This window comes from Pseudodesulfovibrio cashew, assembly GCF_009762795.1.
Classification (GTDB): Bacteria; Desulfobacterota; Desulfovibrionia; order Desulfovibrionales; family Desulfovibrionaceae; genus Pseudodesulfovibrio; species Pseudodesulfovibrio cashew.
In genome coordinates, this window is the sequence record NZ_CP046400.1 from 537228 (window position 1) to 560441 (window position 23214).

At 57.0% G+C, this 23214-nt stretch carries 14 protein-coding genes, 1 tRNA gene, 1 pseudogene and 1 CRISPR repeat array; of the genes and pseudogenes, 2 read left to right on the forward strand and 14 right to left on the reverse strand.

Annotated features, from left to right (window positions below; all coding sequences use genetic code 11):
* Nucleotides 1–6: 6 nt before the first annotated feature.
* Complete coding sequence (locus GM415_RS02370; RefSeq protein ID WP_158946239.1) at nt 7–1092, reverse strand: hypothetical protein; 1086 nt, start codon at nt 1090–1092, stop codon at nt 7–9.
* Nucleotides 1093–1379: 287 nt separating this feature from the next.
* On the opposite strand from GM415_RS02370, the gene GM415_RS02375 reads away from it, so the two are divergent.
* Together GM415_RS02375 and GM415_RS02380 are read left to right on the forward strand one after the other, a co-directional pair.
* Nucleotides 1380–2432: a potassium channel family protein gene (locus GM415_RS02375; protein WP_158946240.1), complete on the forward strand. Its 1053-nt coding sequence runs from the start codon at nt 1380–1382 to the stop codon at nt 2430–2432.
* Between the two features lie 209 nt (nt 2433–2641).
* Complete coding sequence (locus GM415_RS02380; protein ID WP_158946241.1) at nt 2642–4009, forward strand: hypothetical protein; 1368 nt, start codon at nt 2642–2644, stop codon at nt 4007–4009.
* A 485-nt stretch (nt 4010–4494) separates the two neighbouring features.
* Nucleotides 4495–8574: direct repeats of the CRISPR family, unit length 32 nt; unit sequence GTTTCAATCCACGCCCCCGTGCAGGGGGCGAC.
* Between the two features lie 178 nt (nt 8575–8752).
* Here GM415_RS02380 and cas2 read toward each other — a convergent pair.
* The 13 genes and pseudogenes from cas2 to GM415_RS02440 all read right to left on the reverse strand — a co-directional run bounded on the left by cas2 (nt 8753) and on the right by GM415_RS02440 (nt 23130).
* The gene (gene cas2 / locus GM415_RS02385) at nt 8753–9046 is read right to left on the reverse strand and encodes a CRISPR-associated endonuclease Cas2 (protein WP_158946242.1); all 294 of its coding nucleotides are present in this window, start codon (nt 9044–9046) and stop codon (nt 8753–8755) included.
* A gap of 2 nt (nt 9047–9048) precedes the next feature.
* Nucleotides 9049–10080, reverse strand: a complete 1032-nt coding sequence (cas1c, locus tag GM415_RS02390; protein WP_158946243.1) for a type I-C CRISPR-associated endonuclease Cas1c — start codon at nt 10078–10080, stop codon at nt 9049–9051.
* Nucleotides 10077–10688 (reverse strand): CRISPR-associated protein Cas4, encoded by a 612-nt coding sequence (gene cas4 / locus GM415_RS02395; protein ID WP_158946244.1) that lies wholly within the window; start codon nt 10686–10688, stop codon nt 10077–10079. The genes cas1c and cas4 overlap by 4 nt, the downstream gene beginning before the upstream one ends.
* Before the next feature lie 2 nt (nt 10689–10690).
* Nucleotides 10691–11566, reverse strand: a complete 876-nt coding sequence (gene cas7c / locus GM415_RS02400; RefSeq protein WP_158946245.1) for a type I-C CRISPR-associated protein Cas7/Csd2 — start codon at nt 11564–11566, stop codon at nt 10691–10693.
* A gap of 3 nt (nt 11567–11569) precedes the next feature.
* Nucleotides 11570–13282: a type I-C CRISPR-associated protein Cas8c/Csd1 gene (cas8c, locus tag GM415_RS02405; RefSeq protein ID WP_158946246.1), complete on the reverse strand. Its 1713-nt coding sequence runs from the start codon at nt 13280–13282 to the stop codon at nt 11570–11572.
* On the reverse strand, nt 13279–13935 hold the full coding sequence (gene cas5c, locus GM415_RS02410; RefSeq protein ID WP_158946247.1) for a type I-C CRISPR-associated protein Cas5c: 657 nt from the start codon (nt 13933–13935) through the stop codon (nt 13279–13281). The genes cas8c and cas5c overlap by 4 nt, the downstream gene beginning before the upstream one ends.
* A 310-nt stretch (nt 13936–14245) precedes the next feature.
* On the reverse strand, nt 14246–15898 hold the full coding sequence (gene cas3 / locus GM415_RS02415) for a CRISPR-associated helicase Cas3' (protein WP_242012423.1): 1653 nt from the start codon (nt 15896–15898) through the stop codon (nt 14246–14248).
* Nucleotides 15899–15919: 21 nt separating this feature from the next.
* Nucleotides 15920–16420 (reverse strand): annotated as a pseudogene (locus GM415_RS18030) (CRISPR-associated endonuclease Cas3''); the annotation flags it as partial.
* A 1450-nt stretch (nt 16421–17870) separates the two neighbouring features.
* Entirely contained in the window at nt 17871–20636 is a 2766-nt protein-coding gene (locus GM415_RS02420; protein WP_158946249.1) for a DUF927 domain-containing protein, read from the reverse strand.
* Nucleotides 20629–20856 carry a helix-turn-helix transcriptional regulator gene (locus GM415_RS02425; protein ID WP_158946250.1) on the reverse strand — a complete coding sequence of 76 codons (228 nt, stop codon included), beginning with the start codon at nt 20854–20856 and terminating at the stop codon, nt 20629–20631. The genes GM415_RS02420 and GM415_RS02425 overlap by 8 nt, the downstream gene beginning before the upstream one ends.
* Nucleotides 20857–20992: 136 nt before the next feature.
* Nucleotides 20993–21658 carry a hypothetical protein gene (locus GM415_RS02430; protein ID WP_158946251.1) on the reverse strand — a complete coding sequence of 222 codons (666 nt, stop codon included), beginning with the start codon at nt 21656–21658 and terminating at the stop codon, nt 20993–20995.
* 30 nt (nt 21659–21688) lie between these two features.
* Nucleotides 21689–22870: a tyrosine-type recombinase/integrase gene (locus GM415_RS02435; RefSeq protein WP_158946252.1), complete on the reverse strand. Its 1182-nt coding sequence runs from the start codon at nt 22868–22870 to the stop codon at nt 21689–21691.
* A 173-nt stretch (nt 22871–23043) separates the two neighbouring features.
* Nucleotides 23044–23130 (reverse strand) — tRNA-Leu (locus tag GM415_RS02440).
* Nucleotides 23131–23214: the final 84 nt, after the last annotated feature.

Below are 23214 nucleotides of genomic sequence, written 5' to 3' on the forward strand. Positions count from 1 at the left end.
CGAAAATTATTGTTTCTGTTTCCGTTTCCGTTTCACTCCGTTGGCCTTGAGAGCGGCTTCAATGTCCCCGAACCGCGCCAACGAATTCTCCATTATCTTCATGACCTCGCCGTTCTCCCGGTACAGCTTGATCCCGACCTCGTTATTGTGCCGCATGGTCATGCCGAGCCCGGCGGAGCTCAGCGATCCCCCGAAGAACAAAAGCAGCGTACCAAGCCGCGACGATGTCTTGGATTCGTACGACTGGAAATAGTCGATGGAGCCCCAGGGGAAGACCCTGCTCCCGGTCCAGGAGAACTCATGGAGCCCGTCTTCGCCGATGCGGTACGCCAACTGGCTGTACCTGAGCCCCACGATCAGCAGGGCGATGCCGCAGGCCGCCATCAACCACATGGCCCCGGTCAGCCATATCCAGCCCTTGTCGATCGAAAAAACCGAGGTGCCGGGAGAGTTGGACCAGACCACGAGCAAGGGCAGCAACCCCATCACGGGCGTGAGCATAAGCCCCATCAGGTCGGGCGCGATGACGGAATTGCCCTGGGGATAGCGGATGTCCTCCGGCCCCCACTTTCTTTTGGGGATCAGAAAATACACCAGCAATCCGGCCATGGCCAGAGCTAGGCCATACCAGCGGTAGGGGCGCCAGTAGGGGTACGGGAGATCGGTGAACTCTTGAGGATAATCGTTTTGCAGGAAAAGCCAATGACGGCCTTCATCTATGCAGATATACCCGGATAGCGGGTAGCCATCCAGGGAATTGAAAGGCGCTTCGTCCCCGGCAAAGGCGAATTGGTTTCGAAAGTAGCCGAACCGCCGTGCGGCCAGATCAGGGTCCCCGTCGGGGTTCTCAAGACGTTTCGCCAATTTTTCCCAGGCCTGCCCGGAAACTTCCTGCCGCCTGCCCTCGGTGCTGGAGAACTTGAACACCTCCAATCCGAACGCCTTGTCTCCTTCCCATTTCTGATAATCTGCATAGCTCCGCTGGAAATCGGCAACACGGACAACGAGGACCTTGTCCCCGGGCCAGAGGAATAATGCGCCGCCGCACAACAATAGGCACAAGGCAAGAAAACGCCGCAGAAACTCAGTCATGATATCGCACGAATCAGGATTGGATAAAGGGCCGCTGGCAACTCAACTCAAGGACGCACACCATTCTTCGCAAGAATAAAAATACCATTAACAAAAACCAACAGTTGGTCAACAAATATTAATCCAGTGTTAACAGGGGGCTTGTATCGTTGTCTTCACCTGTGGCATAGGCATGGCTAATATCGGTGTGAGAGAAACCCAAACGGGACAACTTGCATGAACAGACTCATTCCTACAGTTATGTCACATCAGATGGCAGTACCGTCCCGTCGGGGAAAGGGCGCGGCATGAGATTGCGGCAGTCCTTCATCGCGCTGGTACTCGCGGGCTACATGGCCACGATCTTCCTCATCTATTTTTTCGAATCGTCGGCGGGCAACGCCAACATCAAGACGCTGTTCGACGCCTTCTGGTACTCCCTGGTCACACTGACCACAGTCGGATACGGCGACTACTACCCCACGACCGTCATGGGCAAGGTCGTCTCCTCGACCATGGTCTTCGCCAGTCTCGGGGTACTCGGTTATTTTGTCGGCAAACTCACCGAACACTTTCAGGCTTTAGCGGAGAGGCACAAGATGGGATTGGACGGAACGGATTTCACCAAGCATGTCATCATCGTCGGCTGGAACGACTTCTCCGAAGGGGTCGTGACGCAGTTGGTCAATGCCGGAAAGAAAGCATGCGTCATCGTTGACGAAAAGAGCCACATCGACATAATCAGGGATCATTTCAAGCGTGACAGCGTGTTCGCCACTTTTTCCGACTTCAACTGCCGGGACTGCCTGAGCAGGGCCAATGCGGCCCAGGCCGCCTCGCTGATGCCCTGCCTGGGGGACGACACCCGAAACCTGGTGTTCATCCTCAACGCCAAAAAGGTCTACCCCGACCTCTCCTTCGTTGTCACGCTGGACAACGCCGAGCTCAAGGAAACCTTCGAAAGCGCAGGGGTTCACTTCACCATCTCCCGCAACGAGGTGGCGTCCAAGATCGTGGCCAGCTACATTTTCGAGCCCAGCGTGGCCCGTTTCAACGAGGACCTGCTCGCCTCGGCAACCGGTGACAACGATTACGACATCCAGCAATACTACATCACCGAATCCTGCCGATATGCACACCATACGTACGGGGAGACCTTCAACGACCTGCGGGAGAAGCACAACGTCCTGTGCATCGCCCTCAGCCACCCCATCGACGACGGCCGCGAACTCGTAAAGCTGCCCCCGTCCACCGAGGTCGTACAGCCGGGCGACTATCTGGTCATGATGACGTCGGGAAAGGCCGTGGGGCGGCTCAAGGACATCTTCGGCGTCAACGAAGGGCTGTACTTCGACGAATAGCTGCACCAGGACATGCCCTCCGCCATGAAGCATCTTTGGGATCGATCCAACAGAACGCCACGGATTCAGTTGAAGAGACAGCGGGGCAGTGCGGGGCTGGACAACCTTGGCAGGAAGGGAGCAGACTAGCATAGGCCGGAATCGTAACTGGGGCAGGTCAATTGACTTGCCGACATATCCCGCCAACCCTCTACAGCGATGGATGCCTTATGAGATACAAGCAGGCAGTCGTAGTGATACACGGGATCGGGGAGCAGCGCCCACTTGAAACACTGAGAGGTTTCGTGGATGCAATCCTACCTGAGCCAGAGGACAGCTCGGACAGGAAATACCGCAGCAAGCCGGATCAAATGGCCGAATCCTTTGAACTTCGATGCTTGCAAGCCCCAGGGAGCAGAACTCGCCCCATCACGGATTTCTACGAATACTATTGGGCCCATCACATGCGGAACTCCAAGCTGTCTGGTGTTGTAACCTGGCTTTGCAGCTTGTTGATTCGCCCCATTGGGAAAGTGCCCAAGGGGCTGCGCCCGATTTACTTCGTTACGTACGCCGGCTTACTGCTGGCTTTCGCCATACTTCTTTGGGGCCTGATCGACCAGACAGGCCAATCGCTTCCGAACCGTCTCATAAGCCTGTATAAAACCGAACAACTATACGTTTCCGCGGGCATTCTCATTGTACAGGTTCTTATCAGCAGGTTCATGCTGGGATATGTTGCGGACGCCGCTCGTTACCTGACACCAAGCCCTGACAACATAGAGGAGCGCAACAAGATCAGAGCCGAAGGCATCAAGCTGCTTCGCTCCCTCCATGACTCAGGAAGATACTGCAGGATAATCGTTGTCGGGCATAGCCTCGGGTCCGTCATCGGCTATGACATTCTACGCCATCTGTGGGTTGAGAAGAGGAAACCTTCTCCACCAAAGGCGATAAAGCAGCCCGTAGCCAAGCACTTTGATGATACAGTTCATCCGATTCAAACGGCGACCACACCCATTACACGCGATGAGATAGAAACGTTTCAGCAGGAACAACATAAATTATGGCGGGAGCACCGCGATGCAGGCATACCGTGGCTTGTTACCGACTTCATAACGCTTGGCTCACCATTAGCGCATTCGGCATTGCTCCTGGCCAAGACGCCAGCTGAATTTCTTGAGCGCAAGCAAGAGCTTGAATATCCTTCATGTCCACCAATGCCGACAGAACAGACCCACTATCTGGAACACTACACGGATCCTCATCTGAGCCTGCGAATCCCGCATCACGGTGCGTTGTTCGCATCGACTCGCTGGACCAATCTTTTCTTCCCCTATCACAGCCTTATACTCGGCGATGTCATCGGCGGAGCCTTGGCCGACAGCCTTGGGCAGGGCATCAAAGACATCCCTGTCCAACCATCAAGAGCCGGATTCTTGAGAAAAACCTTATACTCCCATGTTTGCTACTGGGAACCGGCAGATTCGGAGCCCACAGAACACACGGACATGACATCTGATTCCCTGGAGGCCCTTCGGTCTACATTACGACTGGAAAGCCTACGATCCAAGGCCCCTTGGCCGGACCCGGATTGATTGCCCTGGCATTCTTCGTCTCCCCAAAAGCAGGGCTTGGGTGACATTCAACCATGTCACTCAAGCCATCCAGACATACGATGTCTCAATCGACGATCTCTCGCTAACGCAATGTCTTGCAACAACGTCGCCACATTGCCATGGCGCTTTGTATATCATCCATAAAAAAAACAGGACGTCAGATCATCTAAAGATGCAATCTAACGTCCTGATTTCACTCTGGTACAGGGGAGGGACGTGAATCAAATCTTTAACCAGCTAGTATGTTAGTAAATACACACACAACTCTTCAAGAACTACTCACAAAGTTACTCACACATAGCATTCCCATCTTCCAAGTAAAAAGAGCAACTTGCTAAATTATATGCCCTTGAGAAGGGGGCGACCTAGGTCCGACCTCTCTTGGCAGATGTGTCTGCCATTTCAATTCACGCCCCGTGCAGGGGGCGACTCGACAAACGGATTACGCGGGTTGAGGACAATATGTTTCAATCCACGCCCCCGTGCAGGGGGCGACGGGTGGTGTTAGTGGCTGATCAGATTGTCAAACAGTTTCAATCCACGCCCCCGTGCAGGGGGCGACACGGGTACACCTACGAGGTCCGCGCCCGTTCCGTGTTTCAATCCACGCCCCCGTGCAGGGGGCGACATTTTAAGGGGTACGTAGATCACTTTTACAACTTGTTTCAATCCACGCCCCCGTGCAGGGGGCGACGCGGAGATATACGGACGTTCCGCGCCTTTTTACCGGTTTCAATCCACGCCCCCGTGCAGGGGGCGACTCGGTCACTACCGGCACCGCCGGGGGACGAGAAAGTTTCAATCCACGCCCCCGTGCAGGGGGCGACAAGACGCGGAGCGGACATCGCGCCAACACGTTCAGGTTTCAATCCACGCCCCCGTGCAGGGGGCGACACCTTTTCAAGAGCGACGTTTCGGAGGTCGAGCTTGTTTCAATCCACGCCCCCGTGCAGGGGGCGACGGGCGGGGTAAGCCAAAGGCGCGACGACGAGCTTGTTTCAATCCACGCCCCCGTGCAGGGGGCGACCGGGACGCGGGCAACCGGGGTCGCCTTTTTGCCCAGTTTCAATCCACGCCCCCGTGCAGGGGGCGACACGCCGAAGCAGGCCGGGCCAGCGCACCGGATATCGTTTCAATCCACGCCCCCGTGCAGGGGGCGACTGGTCAGGGTGCGGATGATGTGCAGACGTTGAGCGTTTCAATCCACGCCCCCGTGCAGGGGGCGACACCCCTGGCGCTGGCCGGTGACGATGTACTTCGAGTTTCAATCCACGCCCCCGTGCAGGGGGCGACCGGCGGTGGTTACTGGAGGTCTTGCCTATGCGGCTGTTTCAATCCACGCCCCCGTGCAGGGGGCGACAGGGCAATTCGTGGCATAACTACGTGTTACACGGCGTTTCAATCCACGCCCCCGTGCAGGGGGCGACAGGGCAATTCGTGGCATAACTACGTGTTACACGGCGTTTCAATCCACGCCCCCGTGCAGGGGGCGACGGGACACGGCAGGGGTAGCATAGGAAGGTCGAATGTTTCAATCCACGCCCCCGTGCAGGGGGCGACGGGTGGTATGGTAAATGTGGACAGATCGCCTATGGTTTCAATCCACGCCCCCGTGCAGGGGGCGACACGGGCCGAACGCGGGATGTTGTCGATTTCGACGGTTTCAATCCACGCCCCCGTGCAGGGGGCGACTGGTCGCCGTAATCGGCAGATCGGGCAGCGCAGAGGTTTCAATCCACGCCCCCGTGCAGGGGGCGACCCTTGGACATGCGGAGCCCGTTCAGATCGATGATGTTTCAATCCACGCCCCCGTGCAGGGGGCGACCACACATGGCGGGTACTTCCGTCGCATCCATGATGTTTCAATCCACGCCCCCGTGCAGGGGGCGACGCAAGTGCCGAGGCGGGCACATGAGGTTGAACCGTTTCAATCCACGCCCCCGTGCAGGGGGCGACCCAGCTGCTTCTTGGTCTGCTGATCGGACGCAAGGTTTCAATCCACGCCCCCGTGCAGGGGGCGACTCCGTGACTTCAAAGTCGGTCCCGTCGTTGAGCGGTTTCAATCCACGCCCCCGTGCAGGGGGCGACATTGACGTTCGGGAACTAGGCACAGGCAAGTCCAGGTTTCAATCCACGCCCCCGTGCAGGGGGCGACTTAAGTAGTGTCACAACATGCAGATTCTGCGCAGGTTTCAATCCACGCCCCCGTGCAGGGGGCGACTGCGCACCGTGCCGTCGGTGTCGGCGATGAGGGTGGTTTCAATCCACGCCCCCGTGCAGGGGGCGACTATTCAACCCAAAATCAACCCGACGTTGTAAATAGTTTCAATCCACGCCCCCGTGCAGGGGGCGACTGCGCACCGTGCCGTCGGTGTCGGCGATGAGGGTGGTTTCAATCCACGCCCCCGTGCAGGGGGCGACTATTCAACCCAAAATCAACCCGACGTTGTAAATAGTTTCAATCCACGCCCCCGTGCAGGGGGCGACGCTCAAGGCTGTTGACGGGATAAAAAAGGGGAAGAGTTTCAATCCACGCCCCCGTGCAGGGGGCGACTCCAGTAACTACAGCCGCCGCGTCAAATATGCCAGTTTCAATCCACGCCCCCGTGCAGGGGGCGACCGAAGCGACGACCATGTCCTGGTCGATCCACAGGGTTTCAATCCACGCCCCCGTGCAGGGGGCGACGCCCAGGAAGGCCGCGCCAGCCGCCAAACCGACGAGTTTCAATCCACGCCCCCGTGCAGGGGGCGACGCCGGATACCCCGGCGCTTCCCGCCGCCGCAGGAGTTTCAATCCACGCCCCCGTGCAGGGGGCGACACAACCCCTTGCCGCCCTTGCTAGCCTCTTTCGGTGTTTCAATCCACGCCCCCGTGCAGGGGGCGACAACGAAGCCAACAGCGTTAAATATAGAGTTCATCGTTTCAATCCACGCCCCCGTGCAGGGGGCGACAATCCTGGGCCGGGGCGAGGGGCGGCACGCTCTCAGTTTCAATCCACGCCCCCGTGCAGGGGGCGACAGCGGCGACAGAGGCCGAAACCGGCGCGTGGTATGTTTCAATCCACGCCCCCGTGCAGGGGGCGACCTGATAACTTTCCTCATCCGGCGAAAGGGTAGATGGTTTCAATCCACGCCCCCGTGCAGGGGGCGACCGCCGGGGGCAACGCCTTCGCCGGACGTATAAAGGTTTCAATCCACGCCCCCGTGCAGGGGGCGACCGCCGGGGGCAACGCCTTCGCCGGACGTATAAAGGTTTCAATCCACGCCCCCGTGCAGGGGGCGACCGATGGTTAGGGCGTTCCCGCCTGGGTAGATATGGTTTCAATCCACGCCCCCGTGCAGGGGGCGACGGGAGAGATAGCGCGAGTGAGCGCAAAGGGCAGGTGTTTCAATCCACGCCCCCGTGCAGGGGGCGACTGGAGTCCGGGGCGGATAGAGACTCTGTCATAGTCGTTTCAATCCACGCCCCCGTGCAGGGGGCGACCCAAAAAATACGGTAACTTGGACAAGGAAAAATGGTTTCAATCCACGCCCCCGTGCAGGGGGCGACTTCGCGTGGCCTATTACGTCGCCTGCCTCGTCGATGTTTCAATCCACGCCCCCGTGCAGGGGGCGACAAGTTCGACTTCGGAAACGTCAGACTTAAAAAGGTGTTTCAATCCACGCCCCCGTGCAGGGGGCGACCCAGCATATCCGGCTATGTCCGCGCCTTCTTGTGGTTTCAATCCACGCCCCCGTGCAGGGGGCGACTTGCAGCGGCCATAACGCCCAGAATGATGTACTTGTTTCAATCCACGCCCCCGTGCAGGGGGCGACACGATGATTTTATCTCAACTATAATGGCAATGACCGTTTCAATCCACGCCCCCGTGCAGGGGGCGACGCTTTACTCCCTTCCGGCGTCAGACATCCTGGATGTTTCAATCCACGCCCCCGTGCAGGGGGCGACTTCACCATTTCAGGCGCGCGCAGCACCTTCAACCTGTTTCAATCCACGCCCCCGTGCAGGGGGCGACAAAAGTTGAAACAGCCGGACCTTTTGCGTCATACGTTTCAATCCACGCCCCCGTGCAGGGGGCGACCCAGTAACTTTTGCTGCCTTTTTAAGTTCATAAGTTTCAATCCACGCCCCCGTGCAGGGGGCGACTTGATCACATTTTAACCGCCCTAAAGGGCAAAGGGTTTCAATCCACGCCCCCGTGCAGGGGGCGACTGTGACGGCCACGGATGCCGGTGCCCTGATAGATGTTTCAATCCACGCCCCCGTGCAGGGGGCGACATTGTTTTCGGCTCAAGTTCTGTGGTGGCAGAGGGTTTCAATCCACGCCCCCGTGCAGGGGGCGACATGGTTTGGCAGCGACTGTTTGTCAACTTCTCAAGTTTCAATCCACGCCCCCGTGCAGGGGGCGACAAGGTGGTTCCCCGCGGCGGAGGGGATGGAGGAAAGTTTCAATCCACGCCCCCGTGCAGGGGGCGACGGTGACCGTCAAGGACTCGTTGGAGACCAGCGGGGTTTCAATCCACGCCCCCGTGCAGGGGGCGACTGTGGGGGTGCGCAACGCACGCAGGATACAGGTTTTAGGCACGGTATCCGCGAACCAGTGACTACGCATCACCACGAAATTGTTCGCGTTGCGACGAACACGCTGCAACGCATCGTTATCATTCTTTATTCCCACCGTGCGAACCCGCCGGGGAATTGGCGACAGCTTGGGGTTCGCGCTACAGGATGAGCACATCCGTTTCCGGGTCGTAAGCCTCGCCCGCGCCGTGCTGCTCCACTCTCCTTTGCCAGTTCTTACCGAGGAAATAAAACCGCAGGCTATCCACCTCCTCGTCGTAGGCATCAAGTAGGCGGTGACGCAATTGTGCCCACTGGGCCGGGTCGACCACGCACTCGAACACGGAGTACTGAACCCGCTGACCGTAATTCTCGCAAATCTTGGCGATCTTCTGCAGGCGGCGCTTGCCGTCCGGATTCTCGAAGCTCACGTCATAACTTACCAAAACCAACATGCTCACTTCCAATAATACGGCGGGTAGCCGTCCAGATCGCCCCGTATGCTTCGGGCGATGAGTTGCGCCTGAACATGAAAGGCCAGGCCAAGCGGGATGCGCTCCCTGAGGAACGGATGCATCGCCTCATCCTGCTTGCGCTTTTGCCAGGCGGTCAGGACCGTCTTCCGCGTGTCGTCGTCCATGAACACCGCCCCGCTCTCCTTGGTCACGAAGCCGCGTGCACGGACCTCGCCACGATTGATGAGCGACAGGACCAGCCTGTCCGCCATGAACGAACGGAACTCCTCCATGACGTCCAGGGCAAGACCGGGACGCCCGGGCCGGTCGCGGTGCAGGAAACCGACTTGCGGATCGAGCCCCACGGCCTCCAGGGCGGACCGAACATCATGAGCCAGCAGCGTATAAACGAAAGAAAGCAGGCAGTTCACCGCATCAAGCGGCGGACGACGGTTGCGTCCGTCAAACGAGAACGCCTCCTCATCCTGCAGAACCATCTGGCCGAACACGGCAAAGTATGCCCCTGCCGCCTGGCCTTCCATGCCCCGCGCCTCATCCAGCGAAACAGGGGTTTGCAAGCGGCGGGCGCACTCATCAAGGGTGCAAACGGCCCGCTCCAGCATCCCGGCATCCACCCGGTCCCCGTGGTCACGGAGACAGCGCCGCAGAACCGCCCGCGAGTTGACGACCTTCCCCGCTATGACGGACCGGGCGATATCCGCCGACGCCACGGGGTCATCCGCCTGACGGTATTGCTCCCGGCGAAGCAGCACATTGCCGCTCTGCGGGCCGCGCACTCCGGCCAGATACCGCCCGCGCTCGGTCATGAATGAAAGCGCCAGCCCCTTCTCGCCGCAATGGCCCAGCAGGAACGGGCTGCACAGCACGTTGCCGAAGCAGACGATGCCGTCCAGTACATGGACCGGGAAACGCTTCTTCTGGCCGTTCTCGGCCCGGATCACCACACATTCGCCATCCTTTGACAGATAGGTCCCCTGGGAAGTGACATAGAGCGTATTCAAGAGTTTCTTCATGGTTCCAGCCCCTTGAGCAGATAGCGTTCCACATCCTGCCCTGTCTTGGGCATGCACGCGCCTTTCAGGGAGCACCCCCGGCATCGCTTGCCGTGCGTTGCAGGAGGCGTCTGTGCGGTCTCGACCATTGTGTGCATGTCCCGGCAGCTTTGCTCCACGAGCGAGCGCAAGGGGGTGTCAAAGACCACCCGCTCACGGCGGCGGGGCTTGCCGTAGAAGATCGCCCCATCCCGAATGACTGCGCCAAGCATCTCCTCCAGGCACATGGCCTGGGCGCAGAGCTGTGCCCGGTCCCAGTCCTCGACCTTGGGAGAACCGCGCTTGTACTCAACGGGATAAGGAATCTCCCGTCCGTCCGGCCCGGGGCGCATCTCCACCACGTCGGCCACGCCGTAAAGTCCCAGCCGGTCGCTGCGAATGGGCACGGCGCGGTCCTCGGCAACGCCTCCGCGCCGACCGGCGGAACCGGAATCGGCACGGAGGTGCAGCAGCCGCCCCTCGGCGGTGAAACGGTTCTCGGCCCAGACCTTTTCCACATGGATGAGCGCGCACTGCCGGGGGCAGTACAGATAGTGCTGCAATGCGGAAAGGGGCAGGGTCCGGTCCATGGCTAGAACTTCACGTCCACGTCCACACCGCCTGGAACGGCTCCCTCGTCAACGGCGACCACGTAGTCGCCAAAGGCGCGGGCCGGGCCATCGCCCCCGTTGCGGGTGACGGTTACGGCGTCGAAGAGCTTGTGCGCCGGAGCGTTGCCCAGCTTGTCCTGGTGTTTGAACACGATCAGGCCGCGCGCGCTCATCTTGCCACGCGCCGCAGAGTGGTCGTGATCGAACATGTTCGCAAGCGCCTGCCACAGCAGCTCCAGGTCGTCATCGGAGAATCCGGTGCCCTTGTCACCGTCGGCCAGGTGTGCGGAGACGAACCCTTCGGCACGATACAGGGCATAGGGCACGATGTGCTTGCGGCCCATGGTGCGATTGTCGCCGTCCTGGGCCTTGGCTTCCTTTTCGGTTTCCACGGCCATGCGGGTGATGGAGACCTCGGCGGGGATGATCGGGTCAATGCTCTTGGCAAAGGTGAGCTGCACCGGGCCGCGCACCTGTCCGCAGTTGTTCTCCTTGGTGGACATGACCGCGCCGAAGGTGCGCACGTCGAAAAAGTTCTCGCACATCCACTGCCGGGCTGCAGCGACCTGCTCTTCCTTTTTCTTGAGCTTCTTGACCTCCTCGGTCTTGTAGGCGGGCTCGCGTGTCAGGGACAGGACGCCCTTTTCGGCCACATAGATATTGCAGCCCTCCTCGCCTCCCTTGGCGATCTCCACGAAATTGCGCACCTTACGCTTCAGGCAGACATCGGTGACCAGGCCGTGGCCGGTTTCCGGGTCGATGCGCGGGGTGTTGCCCGCATCCGGGTCGCCGTTGGGATTACCGTTTTCCACGTCGAACAGGTACACGAATTCATAGCGATTGGTGATGGCGGTCATGGTCTAGTCCTCCGATTTGTCGTCTTTTTTGGTGAAGAAGTCCTGGCGTTGCTGATAATAACCGAGAATGAACATCCCCTGCTTTTCCGTTGTCAGGGATGAGGGGAATCCTGTGGCCGCATCAATGCCGGTCACGATGTCCTGGATCTTTTTTTCGAGAGTGACGGCCCACCCCGGCTTCTCTTTTCGGATCTTGGCCAGGCCGTGCTGGGCGTTTTTCAAAATGATGGGGAAGGAACGCCCCGGCGTGGCGGTGGCGGAACTGAAGAACCGGTCCCGTACCGTGGCATTGGCACCAGGCACGGCCTCTTCCTGAATCCGCTCCACCACGGCGAAGAGCCGTCCGAGCCGGTAGCCGATATCCCTGTTTTCCGTATCAAGCGTCATGTGAATCTCCTGATTGCTGTTTCGAACGAGAAAAGCCTTGATGAGTGCCGTCCGCAGGTAAGTGACGTCCTTGTCCGCACGGATGCGCCCAAGGGCTGAGGCGAGCAACGTCTGCGGATAGGGCTGCCCCTGTAAGATGGCCCTGATGAGTTGCCCGCCAAGAAGCGGTGAGATGTTCTTGGAATCCCGCTGCGGAGCCAGTTCCCTGAGCAGTTGCCACGGGCTTGGATATTCCGGCTCGCTGTCGAACCGGCGCTTCATGGCCAAGGCACGGTAGTGGCGTCCCAGGTTTTCGGCCATGCCTCCAACGGTGCCCACATGCCAGAAGCGGACCGAGATGCGCGCCGCATTGGGCGACAATCCAAGGACATAGAACGGCGTGTCGGCGCTCCCCAGTGCATCCGGGAACCGCCCTTTGGCGATGTCTGCCAGATAGCCTTCCAGCCGCTTCACCAACCCGTCGTCCTCGGCCTTCTTGCCGCCCATGCCGGAGCCGAAGAGCGCCTCTGCCTCGCCCGGCGCATCGGACCAGAACACCACGGTGGTATCGCCCACCTGCACCTTGCGCAGGCTGCCCGGTGCCAGCAGATGGTTCAGGGCCGTGGTATAGGCGAACGCGGCCCGTTCCGAGACAGGGGCGTTGTGATTCTGCTTCTTGCCGTATGACACGGCTGCATCGAAATTGAAGGAAACCAGCGACGCCCCGGAGGTCTGCGCCCCCGGCACCCCCTTGATTTTGGCATGAATCGGCGGAATGGGAGCGTTCTCTCCAGTGACGAGGCACATGCCGGTTTCGCTCTCACCAACGGCTTGATGACGGATCCAGGCTTCCCGAAAGGCGGGACGGTCGTGCAGAAAACCGGGCTCGCCATCCAGTTGGAACACGATGTTCTGGCCGATGATCTCCTCCCAGTCCGGCAAAGTCTCTGCCAGTTCCGGCTCCCAACCATTCAGAAACGCCAAGAATGCTCGCGCCCCGGCATCGTCCACGCCGTCCAGGACGGCAGCGGCCTCGGCCTTGAACGCCTGGTGGGTTTGGGCCGTACGCTCAGGCTTGCCCTTGTCGTCGGCTCCAAGCACGTAGCCGGTGTTATCCCAGGCGAAATTGGATTTGATCCCCACGGAGCGGCCCACCGGCCCCGGCACTTCGATGCGTCTTGGCTTGCCTTTCTCGTCCCGCAGGTCCAGCGGTCGGCCCACCATCTTGCCCTCCCGGTCCAACTGCAGGCAGAAATGCACCCCCTGCTTGCCGAAGCCGAATTCCGGAACATTGGCCTTGGGGTCGTCGCTCAGCCGCTTGTAGTATTGATTCAAGGCATGAAGGATCATGCGGCCACCACCCCTTTCCGGCAATCAACGATGCCTTTTTCCAGCGTGGGCCGGAAAAAGAACGGCGTCATGTCGGCAGCATAATTGATGTCATAGAGCATCCAGCCCAGGTCGCGCGGCGCATCCCCCGCCAGCTCCGAAACCGGGATGTCTCCTTTGACCGGCTCGAAGTGGGCCGCAAACTCCCGGCAGCCCAGGTAGGGACGGTGGAAGCACTGCCCCTTCTTGGCGCGGCGGTTGAACATGTCCAGATGCTTTCCATCATTTCGGTCCTCGGCGGACGTGTAATCGAAATGCGCCTCAATGACGTATTCCACGTCCCGCAGCACCATGGCCGCCCGTTGCTGGCGGCTCTCCTCCACGTACAACCGGAGCGGCGCATTGCCGCCCTTCATGGCCGCGTTCACGCCGCCAGAGCCTCCCACCGGCACCTTGCCCGCCACCTCATTGCGACGCACGTTGTCGAACCGGATGGGCTTCATCACATGGATGCGATCGATGCCCCACCTGATGGCGGGCTTCCAGTAGATCGCCTCCAATATCCCGCGCGCTGCCGACGGCGTCATCACGTCGTAGCTGACGCGCTCCACCTTCATCTCCGGGCGGGTGAAGCACGCGTAATCACCCCAGACCCTGAGTTGTATTCCTGCCACGAAACTTACCTCCGTGTTGTATCATTTCTACCCATAACACTAGACTGATATAAAATAATAAGTACCTTATCAAGCCCCACAACCTCCCACTCTTAAGAAGTTTCATCATGAAAGTGTGAATCATTTATTTATACCTTAATTGAATTAGACTTAGCCTCATGGAGCTATTTTCGGGCGACATATTTATACCGTAATTGTTTCAACCCACGCCCGAGCTCCACAATCTAGCTACATATACAATCGCCTTTTGTCAATACCTTAATTGAAGCGGACTGTGCATAGCTCCTCCTTTCACACAATGACACCATACTCAACCAATAAAATCCTCCGGGCGCATCTCGCCGGGAAAGGTCAGCCCGAACATCTCGTCATGGAACTCCATGCCACAGAGCACGGCATAGGTGTCCGCCACCCATTCGATGCCTCCGGCTTGATCCAGGGCCGCGAACTGACCGTCGTAGACCTGCACCGTGTACTGTTGCAGTTGCCGCAGAATGCCGCCGGGATGCTCGGCATAGTGCAGGTCGCGCACCAGCTTCTCCGCCCGCTCGTCATAGGGGATGACAACCGGAACCATGGTGTTCTCAATGAGTCTGAACGCCTTGCCCGCCTTGCGGAAATACCACTCGCCCCGGTCGTTGTTCAGGTGTTCCAGGATGCGCTTGCTGTCGAGCCGGTCCTTCTCCAGCCAGTAGTGCAAGGTAAAATAATGCCGAATGGCTTCGGGCGAAAAGGGATCGACATCCGGTGTGCGGAGCACGGAGCCGGTATGCCCTGCCGGGCCGCTGAATGCGCGGGCAACGCCTTCCACGGGCGTGAAAACCCCCACCGGAGCCGCCCCGTCCAGTTCCCCTTCCCGGTTGCACCGCCCTGCGGCCTGGGTGATGGAGTCCAGCCCGGCCATCTCGCGGACAACTTCAGGAAACGAGACATCCACCCCGGCCTCGATCAATTGCGTACTGATCACGCGGCACGGCTCGCCGCCCGCCAGCATTTCGCGGATTTCCTCCAGCCTCTTCGATCTATGGGCCGGACACATCAACGCGCTCAGATGACGCGCTCCTGGCTCGTCCCGCACCAGCTCGAACAATTCAGCGGCGCGTTTGCGAGTATTGACGATGCACAGGACCTGCTCCCGCTCCCGAACCATCTCCGCCACCTCGGCCAACGCCAGTTCACCGAGGTCTACCAGCTCGGTCCGTTTAAACGCCTCATGCATCCGCTGCGGGTCCGGCGCGAGTTCCCGGTCATCACCCAGCCCGTCCAGGCCACAGGCGAAATCCTCCTTTCGCAGGGCTGGCTGCGTGGCCGTGCACAGGACCACGCTGGCACCATAGTTTTCGGTCAGTTCCTCCAGGGCGCGCAGGCACGGGACCATGAAATCCACCGGCAGCATCTGCGCCTCGTCCAGAATGATCACCGAGTCGGCCAGGTTGTGCAGCTTGCGACACCTCGACGGCTTGAACGAAAACAGGGACTCGAAGAACTGCACGCTGGTGGTCACCACCACAGGTGCGTCCCAGTTCTCGCACGCCAGGCGATGCCGCCGGGCCTCGGCTGACTCCCGGGCATGGTCCTCCCGGTCAAAAACCTTGGAAGCGTCAAAGGTGCTGTGGTGCTCGACCACTGAATTGGCCGGAAATATCTCCCGGAAAACCCGCGCGTTCTGCTCGATGACCGAGGTATACGGGATGACATAGATCACGCGGCGCTTTCCATGCAACCGGGCGTGATCCAGGGCAAAGGCCATGGAGGTCAGCGTCTTGCCGCCGCCCGTGGGCACCGTCAGGGAGAACAGCCCCGGAGCCAGCGAGGCCTTGGCCCTGCAAGCAGCGAGAATTTCCGCACGAAGTTCATTGATACGCCCTGACGCGGCGAACGTTGCCAGCTTGGCATCCAGCGCGGCAGTCAGCACTTCAAGCGAAGGACCGGGAGTGCGCCAAGAATGCCGAACACCGTCCATAAATGCTTCGGTATCCAGAAAATCCGCATCCACAAGAGTGGAAAAGAGCATACGGGTAAAAAAAGAAGCTTGAAATGGGGAGTGTATTGGGAACGGTAGCTCTGGGTCATCTCGTCCCAAAAGAGGATTGGTTCTGTCTTCAGGAAAACTGGCGGCACCCCTAACCGTTTTTTCGAGAGAGTGCCCGTTGTCTGTCCCGTTGTAATCAGGTAGCCCCACATGATGACCAGCCACACAGTAAGCACCAATTCGACCAAAAGCCGACGCGCGATCCTGTAAAAGCCGAGCGCCCATACCTTTGTGGTCGACATGTTGCTGCTTTTCGCCGGTTAGGCGTTTCTGAAAGTTTATGGAGTATTTGCCTACATCATGAAGCAGACCTAAGAGGTAGCCCCATTCAGCTGCGTCAAATGAACTAGCAAATGTGGCTGCCATTTGTGCCACCTTGTCAAGGTGCTCATCCAATTTTTGCCAGCTTTCAGGACCAGATCCATCTTTTGTGTGCGCGTAAATGTCGTCCATTAAACACCAAGGGTCTTCCCGCCAGTCCCTCCCCAACTAATGGTACACTCATAACAAATTGCTTATGCATGGATCGGGTAATCTTGTCCATAGTATTTATTGGTTTGCTGGAATGAATTAAGTGCAGCGTATATTCAAAAGGCGGTGACGATTATGCCGAGCTATCTACGAGTACAAATACCATCTAGCTAAAGCGCCGAGCAGTCATCATCCTACGGCGCATAAGGCTTTTGGGTTGTGGGGATGAAAGAGGAGGGTGTACGCCAACAAATCAAGCTGATATAGAATTGACATGAGTAAAAAATGAATTGGTGCATAAAAAACAGCGGGCGGAGGAGCTGATAACTCTTTGACTGTGAGCAAAAGCAAAACTGATATGCAACAATTTCAGTCAACACGTTTTACTTGCGGCACTCTTCTTGGTCGAAAATTCCCTCTTGGCCCATCGACCAAGCTCACCGAGGACGATTTGTTTGATTGTTCCGAGAGCATAGATTGGCGCTCTTCTGATTGGGTATACGGGCGCTAAGTGCATTGTGAGAACTAAATCGTTCCCGCTGATAGATGCAAAGCACCATCGAAGGAATCAGAGAACGAATCGTTTTCAATAGCGTGATGGCTTAAGCTTTATAAAGGAGCCCCCACCAATGAGACCGGAAGATATACCTAAAGGCTGGATTTCCTCCGAGAAGGACTTGAAGAAAGATTGCAAACGAGCGTTCCCGAAGGAGCACTTCAAGCATTTCCGTTACGCGACTCTCTGGCGTTAGAAGCAGCCGAAAAAACCTGACGACGATTCGGACACCACGGAATGAGGGAGATCTTTACTTGCATGCCTCGAATGATAGAGGCTTACTCTCCCCATGGGGCAGCCATGGAGCATGTCAGTTTGGAGACGAAAAGGACCTCAGGCCTTCACAGTTGGCGAATACACTTAACTGCAAGCGCTTAGCGCACGGCACCTGGGGCTGTTACCACTGTTACTAGTCCACAACCAGCTTACTACGGCCATATTCCTCAATGATTCAAGCGACATTACTACTGTTACCACTGTTACGACTTCCATATATGGTTATTGTTGAACGCACTTTCTGTATGAAATATCTCGGTTGCAGTTAAAGAATCACAACTCCCCACCAAAGATCGTGGGGCATTTGCCAGAAGAATTGATAGCAGTCAGTCTCTGTGCCAGATCCGATAGGGGCCTACCCCTTTTGAAAAAGCAGGGGGTGGGGTATGGGTCTGGCCATCCTGCCTTAGTTCAATTCACCATGCGCCTGAACTGTTAGTAACAGTAGTATCAGTAGTAACAGCTCTGAAACGACTAACAATTTCTGTGCCCACAAACAGAAACAGTGATGGTAACAGTGGTAACAAAACCAGACACCAGCCCCACTGCCCATATCCCAGACACGCTATGCCACATCAAACCTAGGATGTGTTGGTGTTATTACTCTTTGAAGATCTTCGACGTGATGACGTAAACCTTTTTCAGGCTCTTGACGCCCATTCCGGGAAGTCGCTTGGCCATCTGGAAGCTCCCGGAGGTCTGTGTTTTCAGAATCCCCTGTTCAGCAAGCATCCTGCAAACCATCTTGTGGTCGAATCCCTGGCAGACCTCCCGAAACGCCTCAGGGAACATCCAGAATTCAGCGTTGCCCTCGTCATCTTCATTTCGGAATCCTGCCCTGTTGTAGCTCTCGACGATCACCTGCGGTTCAGAGCTTTCACTATTTTTGGATCCAATGAGCTCAAAGCGGCTGCTAGCGTACTTTTCAAAGAATGCGCGGACCTGCCGAAGCCCTTCCAGCTTTTCAGCAGCACCTTTTCCCCCGCGATGGTTAAGCCATGCGTGGAAGCAATCCATTGCAGCTTTGGACGCCTCTGCAGACTCCCACGGAAGGATGCCGATCTCAGCAGCAAGCTCACCGCTTGCAGCCACATGCGCAAAACGCCTGCAGGCCCGCTTGACCTGCCCGTCAGCTTCGATCGGACAATGAGTGTTATAAAAAGTGTGGCGCAGCTGAGAGTGCCGTTTACAATGGGCATCGAGGTTGTCCATCAGTTTTTCCAGAAACGCCCGAAGCGGAGTTCCGTAGTAGGAGGTTGCAGCCTGGGAAATCGCTCGTGCGAACTCTTCCCCATTTCCGAAGCCATGGATCTTCTCGAACGCACCGAGGTCACAACCTGCGTCTGCAGGAATATCCACGATTCTCACAGCATGCCCAGCCTTAGCCCTCAGTCTCTGATCCTCAAGGAGCTTGTCATTAAGAGAAGTTTCGCCGGTACTGAGAAAACAAGATCGCCAGGCGTTGATGGATGCAGTCGACCCAACTTTAGTCGCACGCAGCTTCCCCACACCGTTCGCAAGCAAATAAGCACCCTCCGCAACAACCTTACTGTCGGCTTGCCCCATCTCATCAAGGCAGAGGAGAGTATCACAGCATGATGCTGCAATTGCTTCGATACCGTTGTCAGTGGCACGCCACTGACGGATGTAGCCGGCGTCACCGCCACCGCCACACACACTAGCAGCAGCCATTAGCACGGTAGTCTTGCCGATGGAGCTACTTCCAATAAAATGAAAGCCGCCAGACTCAGCTCCTGCGTGGTGCTGCATAACGGCAGCGAACGCTACAGAAACACCAAAGGCGAGACGAGAATTCCCCTGGCACCAGGTGCCCACTGAATCCTGCCACTCCTTAAGGGAACCGCTCAGCTTGTATGGATTGTCATTGCAAAGCCTCTGGAGAATTACCTGTTCTTCACCATGGACTCCATATGTCTGATCAGGGAGGACGAACGTGTCACCATGCCACCCGGTACGGGGGACACAAAGGGCGCGGGCTTCCGGGTCAGTCTGCACAATGTACTCAAGGAGCCGAGCCTTGGAATAACGTCCTGGCGCTAAGCGCAAGCCAAGACTTGCCAGATGTTGCCGAAAAGGCTCCCCAGCCATAGCGGTCATTTCCATGGACATGGCCCACTTATGGTCATTGCCATCAGGATCAGTAACCTGAAGCAACTTCCCCCAGCTCTGGTTGTCTTTATCGCGAGTAAGAGCGAGTACTTCCAAAGGAGAGCAGACCATTTCCTCGACGAGCTCGCCGCTCGAAACAATCTTGGTACGGTAGACACCGTCTTCCTTCAACTTAAAGCCGGGGGAGGCCGACGGGGAAGTTTGGGGCTTGTCGTCAATCCCGTAACGTTCTAATGCCAGACACTTGAATCCTTCACGGTCCACCTGGTTGTTTTCGATCAATTCCAGGGTGCGCTTGCTATCCCAGTCAGTGGCGTCGGCTAAATCCCACCCTTTGGGGGCATTTGCAGGAGGCACAACAATCGAGACCGAAGCGGCCTGTTCGATGACTGCGAGTTCTGCAACTTTGAGCGCGGCTTCGAAGCCGGGCTTGTCTGCGTCCGGCCAGATCTTTACCGCACGGTCTTTGACGGGGCTCCAGTCGGCCAAGTGCACGGAGTTGGAGCCGCTAGGCCAAGTCATAGCGACCATGCTATCCCCAACCAAATCACGCGCGGCATCAGCCGCTTTTTCCCCTTCCATAATAAGGACAGGGACAGTAGCTTCGGCCTGGGCCAAGATATCCAACCCATACAGGGACCGAGGGGCAGGCACCCCCTTCCAATCCCAGTGCCTGTTCCCTTTTCCGTCATGCCCAAACGTATGAGGAAGGATAGCCTTTCCCCCATCCGGCAGATCAAACCTGCAGACGTACGACAACGGATTGCCTTCACAATCGAGGTAGAGCCATACCCGTGACGGCAATCCGAACTTCGGGTGTCTGTGATCGCTGCCAGGTGCGTCTTCAGGGATGGGCAGGAAGGGCTCCCAGTCGGCTTTTTTCGAAGACATCTTCTTTCGATTACAGCGGGGAGTATTGAATTCGATATGGAGATATTCTGCCAGCGCTTTGGCTGCCTCAAGCTGCGTGACGCCATTAAGATAGGCATAGAGGGAGATGAGATCGCCACCATATTCACCAGTAGCGTTTTCAAACCATTGCCCAGTGTCCTTATTAATTTTGAACGAACCAGGTTTTTTATCATCACGGGTCGGATTACGAGGGACATACTCGTTTCCTTCGTAACGCCCGCCAGGGCACCACAGCTCCACGAGCTCGTTGAAACGGTTCAACGCAGCATGATTAACGGCCTGAAAATCAACCTTGAAATACTTCTGTTGACGGGGGCTACTCATTAGCATCTCCTTCAGAGTATTCGCCCATTGCAATGCGCTTGAGACCATCAATCAAGTCGTCAATATCGCTTTCGCGCCACACCGTGCATCGTGCACCAAGCTTCAATCCGGCAGGATAAATGCCGTGTTTGACTCCAGCCCACCACGTGGACTTGCTGACAGGGATCCGCTCCAGGACGTCGGAGATACGCAAAAGGGATTCTTTCTGTTTTTCACTCATGTCATGATTCCTTTGGTTGTGACGTTAGCGGAAATCGCCGTGTCCATCTGAAATCAGACTACCGAGACACCACTAGTGGTGCGTCAAGATGCCTAGGTGGTGAAAAAGCTGGTGAAAAATACTGAGGGGTGGTGAACTACTCTTTTTGGGCTCGTTTTCGAGCAGATTTCCCTCTTGACCGAAAGCCCTCGACCGAAAGCACTTCGTCAGGGTGTGAAACTAAGCGCCCCATCTGGTAATTGGAAATAACAGGGTTGTTTTTTCGATCTTCCGGACACGGAAAAGAGTCGTCCAATTCCCTGGCAACTTCAGCGCGCAAATTTCTACCGGAACAATGCTTGTACTTCTCATGGAGCCATGGGGCCATTTCTTCAGGCGTGTTGAAGACTACTCCCTCAAAAGAAGCAGGCTCCACTATGCTGTTGACCACACCAATAGTAGGTAAATCTGCCCCTTCAGCCATATCAGCAAATTTATCCATGCCAGGGATCGGGAGCCCATTGACGGTATAAACAGCGCCTCTGATCCGGAGCAACAGATATTCAAACTCCAAAATTTTCTCATCCCGGTTCTGCAAAGACTTCGCATCGTCTGTTGAAGCCCTCCTCCAGCGCTGAAGTTCTCTTATGACCTTTTGTTCCAAAGTCTGGCCGTCAGCGTCACGCCTATTCAAAACCAATTCAGGCTTGCCGCCCTTTTGGAGAATTTCCGTCAATTGCTCCTCAAACTCGGAAACTAACACATTGTAATAGCTAACCTTACCACAACCCGCCATACCTTTTTTCTCCCTGTTGTCTTCCATTTGAATTTGACTCCCATCTTTCCTGGTGTGTCACATACGCCCCTTGAGCTCATCTAAATAGTCCGCCCAAACCTGCATCATCTTTTTCCGCTCAGGCAGATATTCGGCATGGTTATACGCGGCCCGGACCTTATTCCCCTCGACGTGCGCGAGTTGCCTTTCTATCTGGTCAGGATGAAAACCCATTTCATTAAGGTTAGTGCTGGCCATGGAACGGAAGCCGTGGCCAGTCATTTCTTCTTTCGTATAGCCCATACGGCGAAGAGCAGCATTGACAGTATTATTGCTCATCGCTCGATCCCTGGAACGTTCTGACGGAAAGACATAGCGGCCATGGCCAGTCACTACCTCCATCTCCTTCAACACTGATATTGCCTGCTCGGACAATGGGACTATGTGCTGACGCTTCATCTTCATCTTCTCGGCCGAGATGCGCCACTCCTTCTTCTCGAAATCAATCTCGGCCCACTCAGCATGCCGCAACTCCCCAGGACGGACAAAAGTGAGGGCCGCCAGCTTCATGGCGTTCCTCGTCACAGGGCTGCCCTGGTACTCATCAATTGAGCGCAGAAGCCCTTTGATGCCCTCCGGGTCGGTAATGCCAGCTCGATGCTGCTCCTTTACGGGAGGGAGGACCCCTGCAAGATCTGGAACAGGATTATGAGTAATCAACCCCATGGCCACGGCGTACCGCATGACCTCGCCAATGATGTTTTTGACTCTGTGGCCGGTGTGCAGCTTGCCGAAGCTCTCCAAACGGAGCAGCACACGACGGATTTGGGGAGCGTCCACTTGTTCAATGGAGATTCCCCCTATTACAGGAAAGACATGACTCTCAAGACGACCTATTTTGCGAATCCCGGTTTGCTCGGCCCAATTCTTGTGGAATTTTTCAAACCACTCCCTGGCCACCGCCTCAAAGCGATCCTTACCTTCAGCTATGGCCTGCTGGGATTTCTTGTGTTCAGCGGGGTCAATCCCCTGCTTCAACAGCCGACGCAACTCATCACGCTTATCCCTTGCGTCAGACAATTTCACTTCCGGCCACACGCCAAGGCTGACCATTTTGGCTCTGCCAGAAAAACGGTAACGATATCTCCATCTTTTAGAACCACTTGGAGGCACCTCCAGGCATAGCCCATGTGCATCTGCAATGCGGTAGAGCTTGTCTTTTGGCTTGGCTTTTTCGATGGCTTTTACGGTCAATGGCATGAGCCCCTCCGTGAGTAACTACCGCGTTCACAAATCTAGTTACGCACATTATTACTCACACCCACAGCTGGATGTCAACGGACCTTCTTAGGCTCAGTCGGATCAAGACAAAGCAAAAGCCCCCGAAATTCGGGGGCTTTCTGGACGACCTTGGACTTGGTCGGATTCTGCCTTGGTACCAGGGGAGGGACTCGAACCCTCACAGTCGCGAAACCGGCGGATTTTGAGTCCGCTGCGTCTACCAATTCCGCCACCCTGGCATGGGAGACATTCTTCATAGGGCAGCGGGCGTATGGTGTCAATGTTCTTGTCACGTTATCCGCTTGGTGATAGCACCGTCCTGC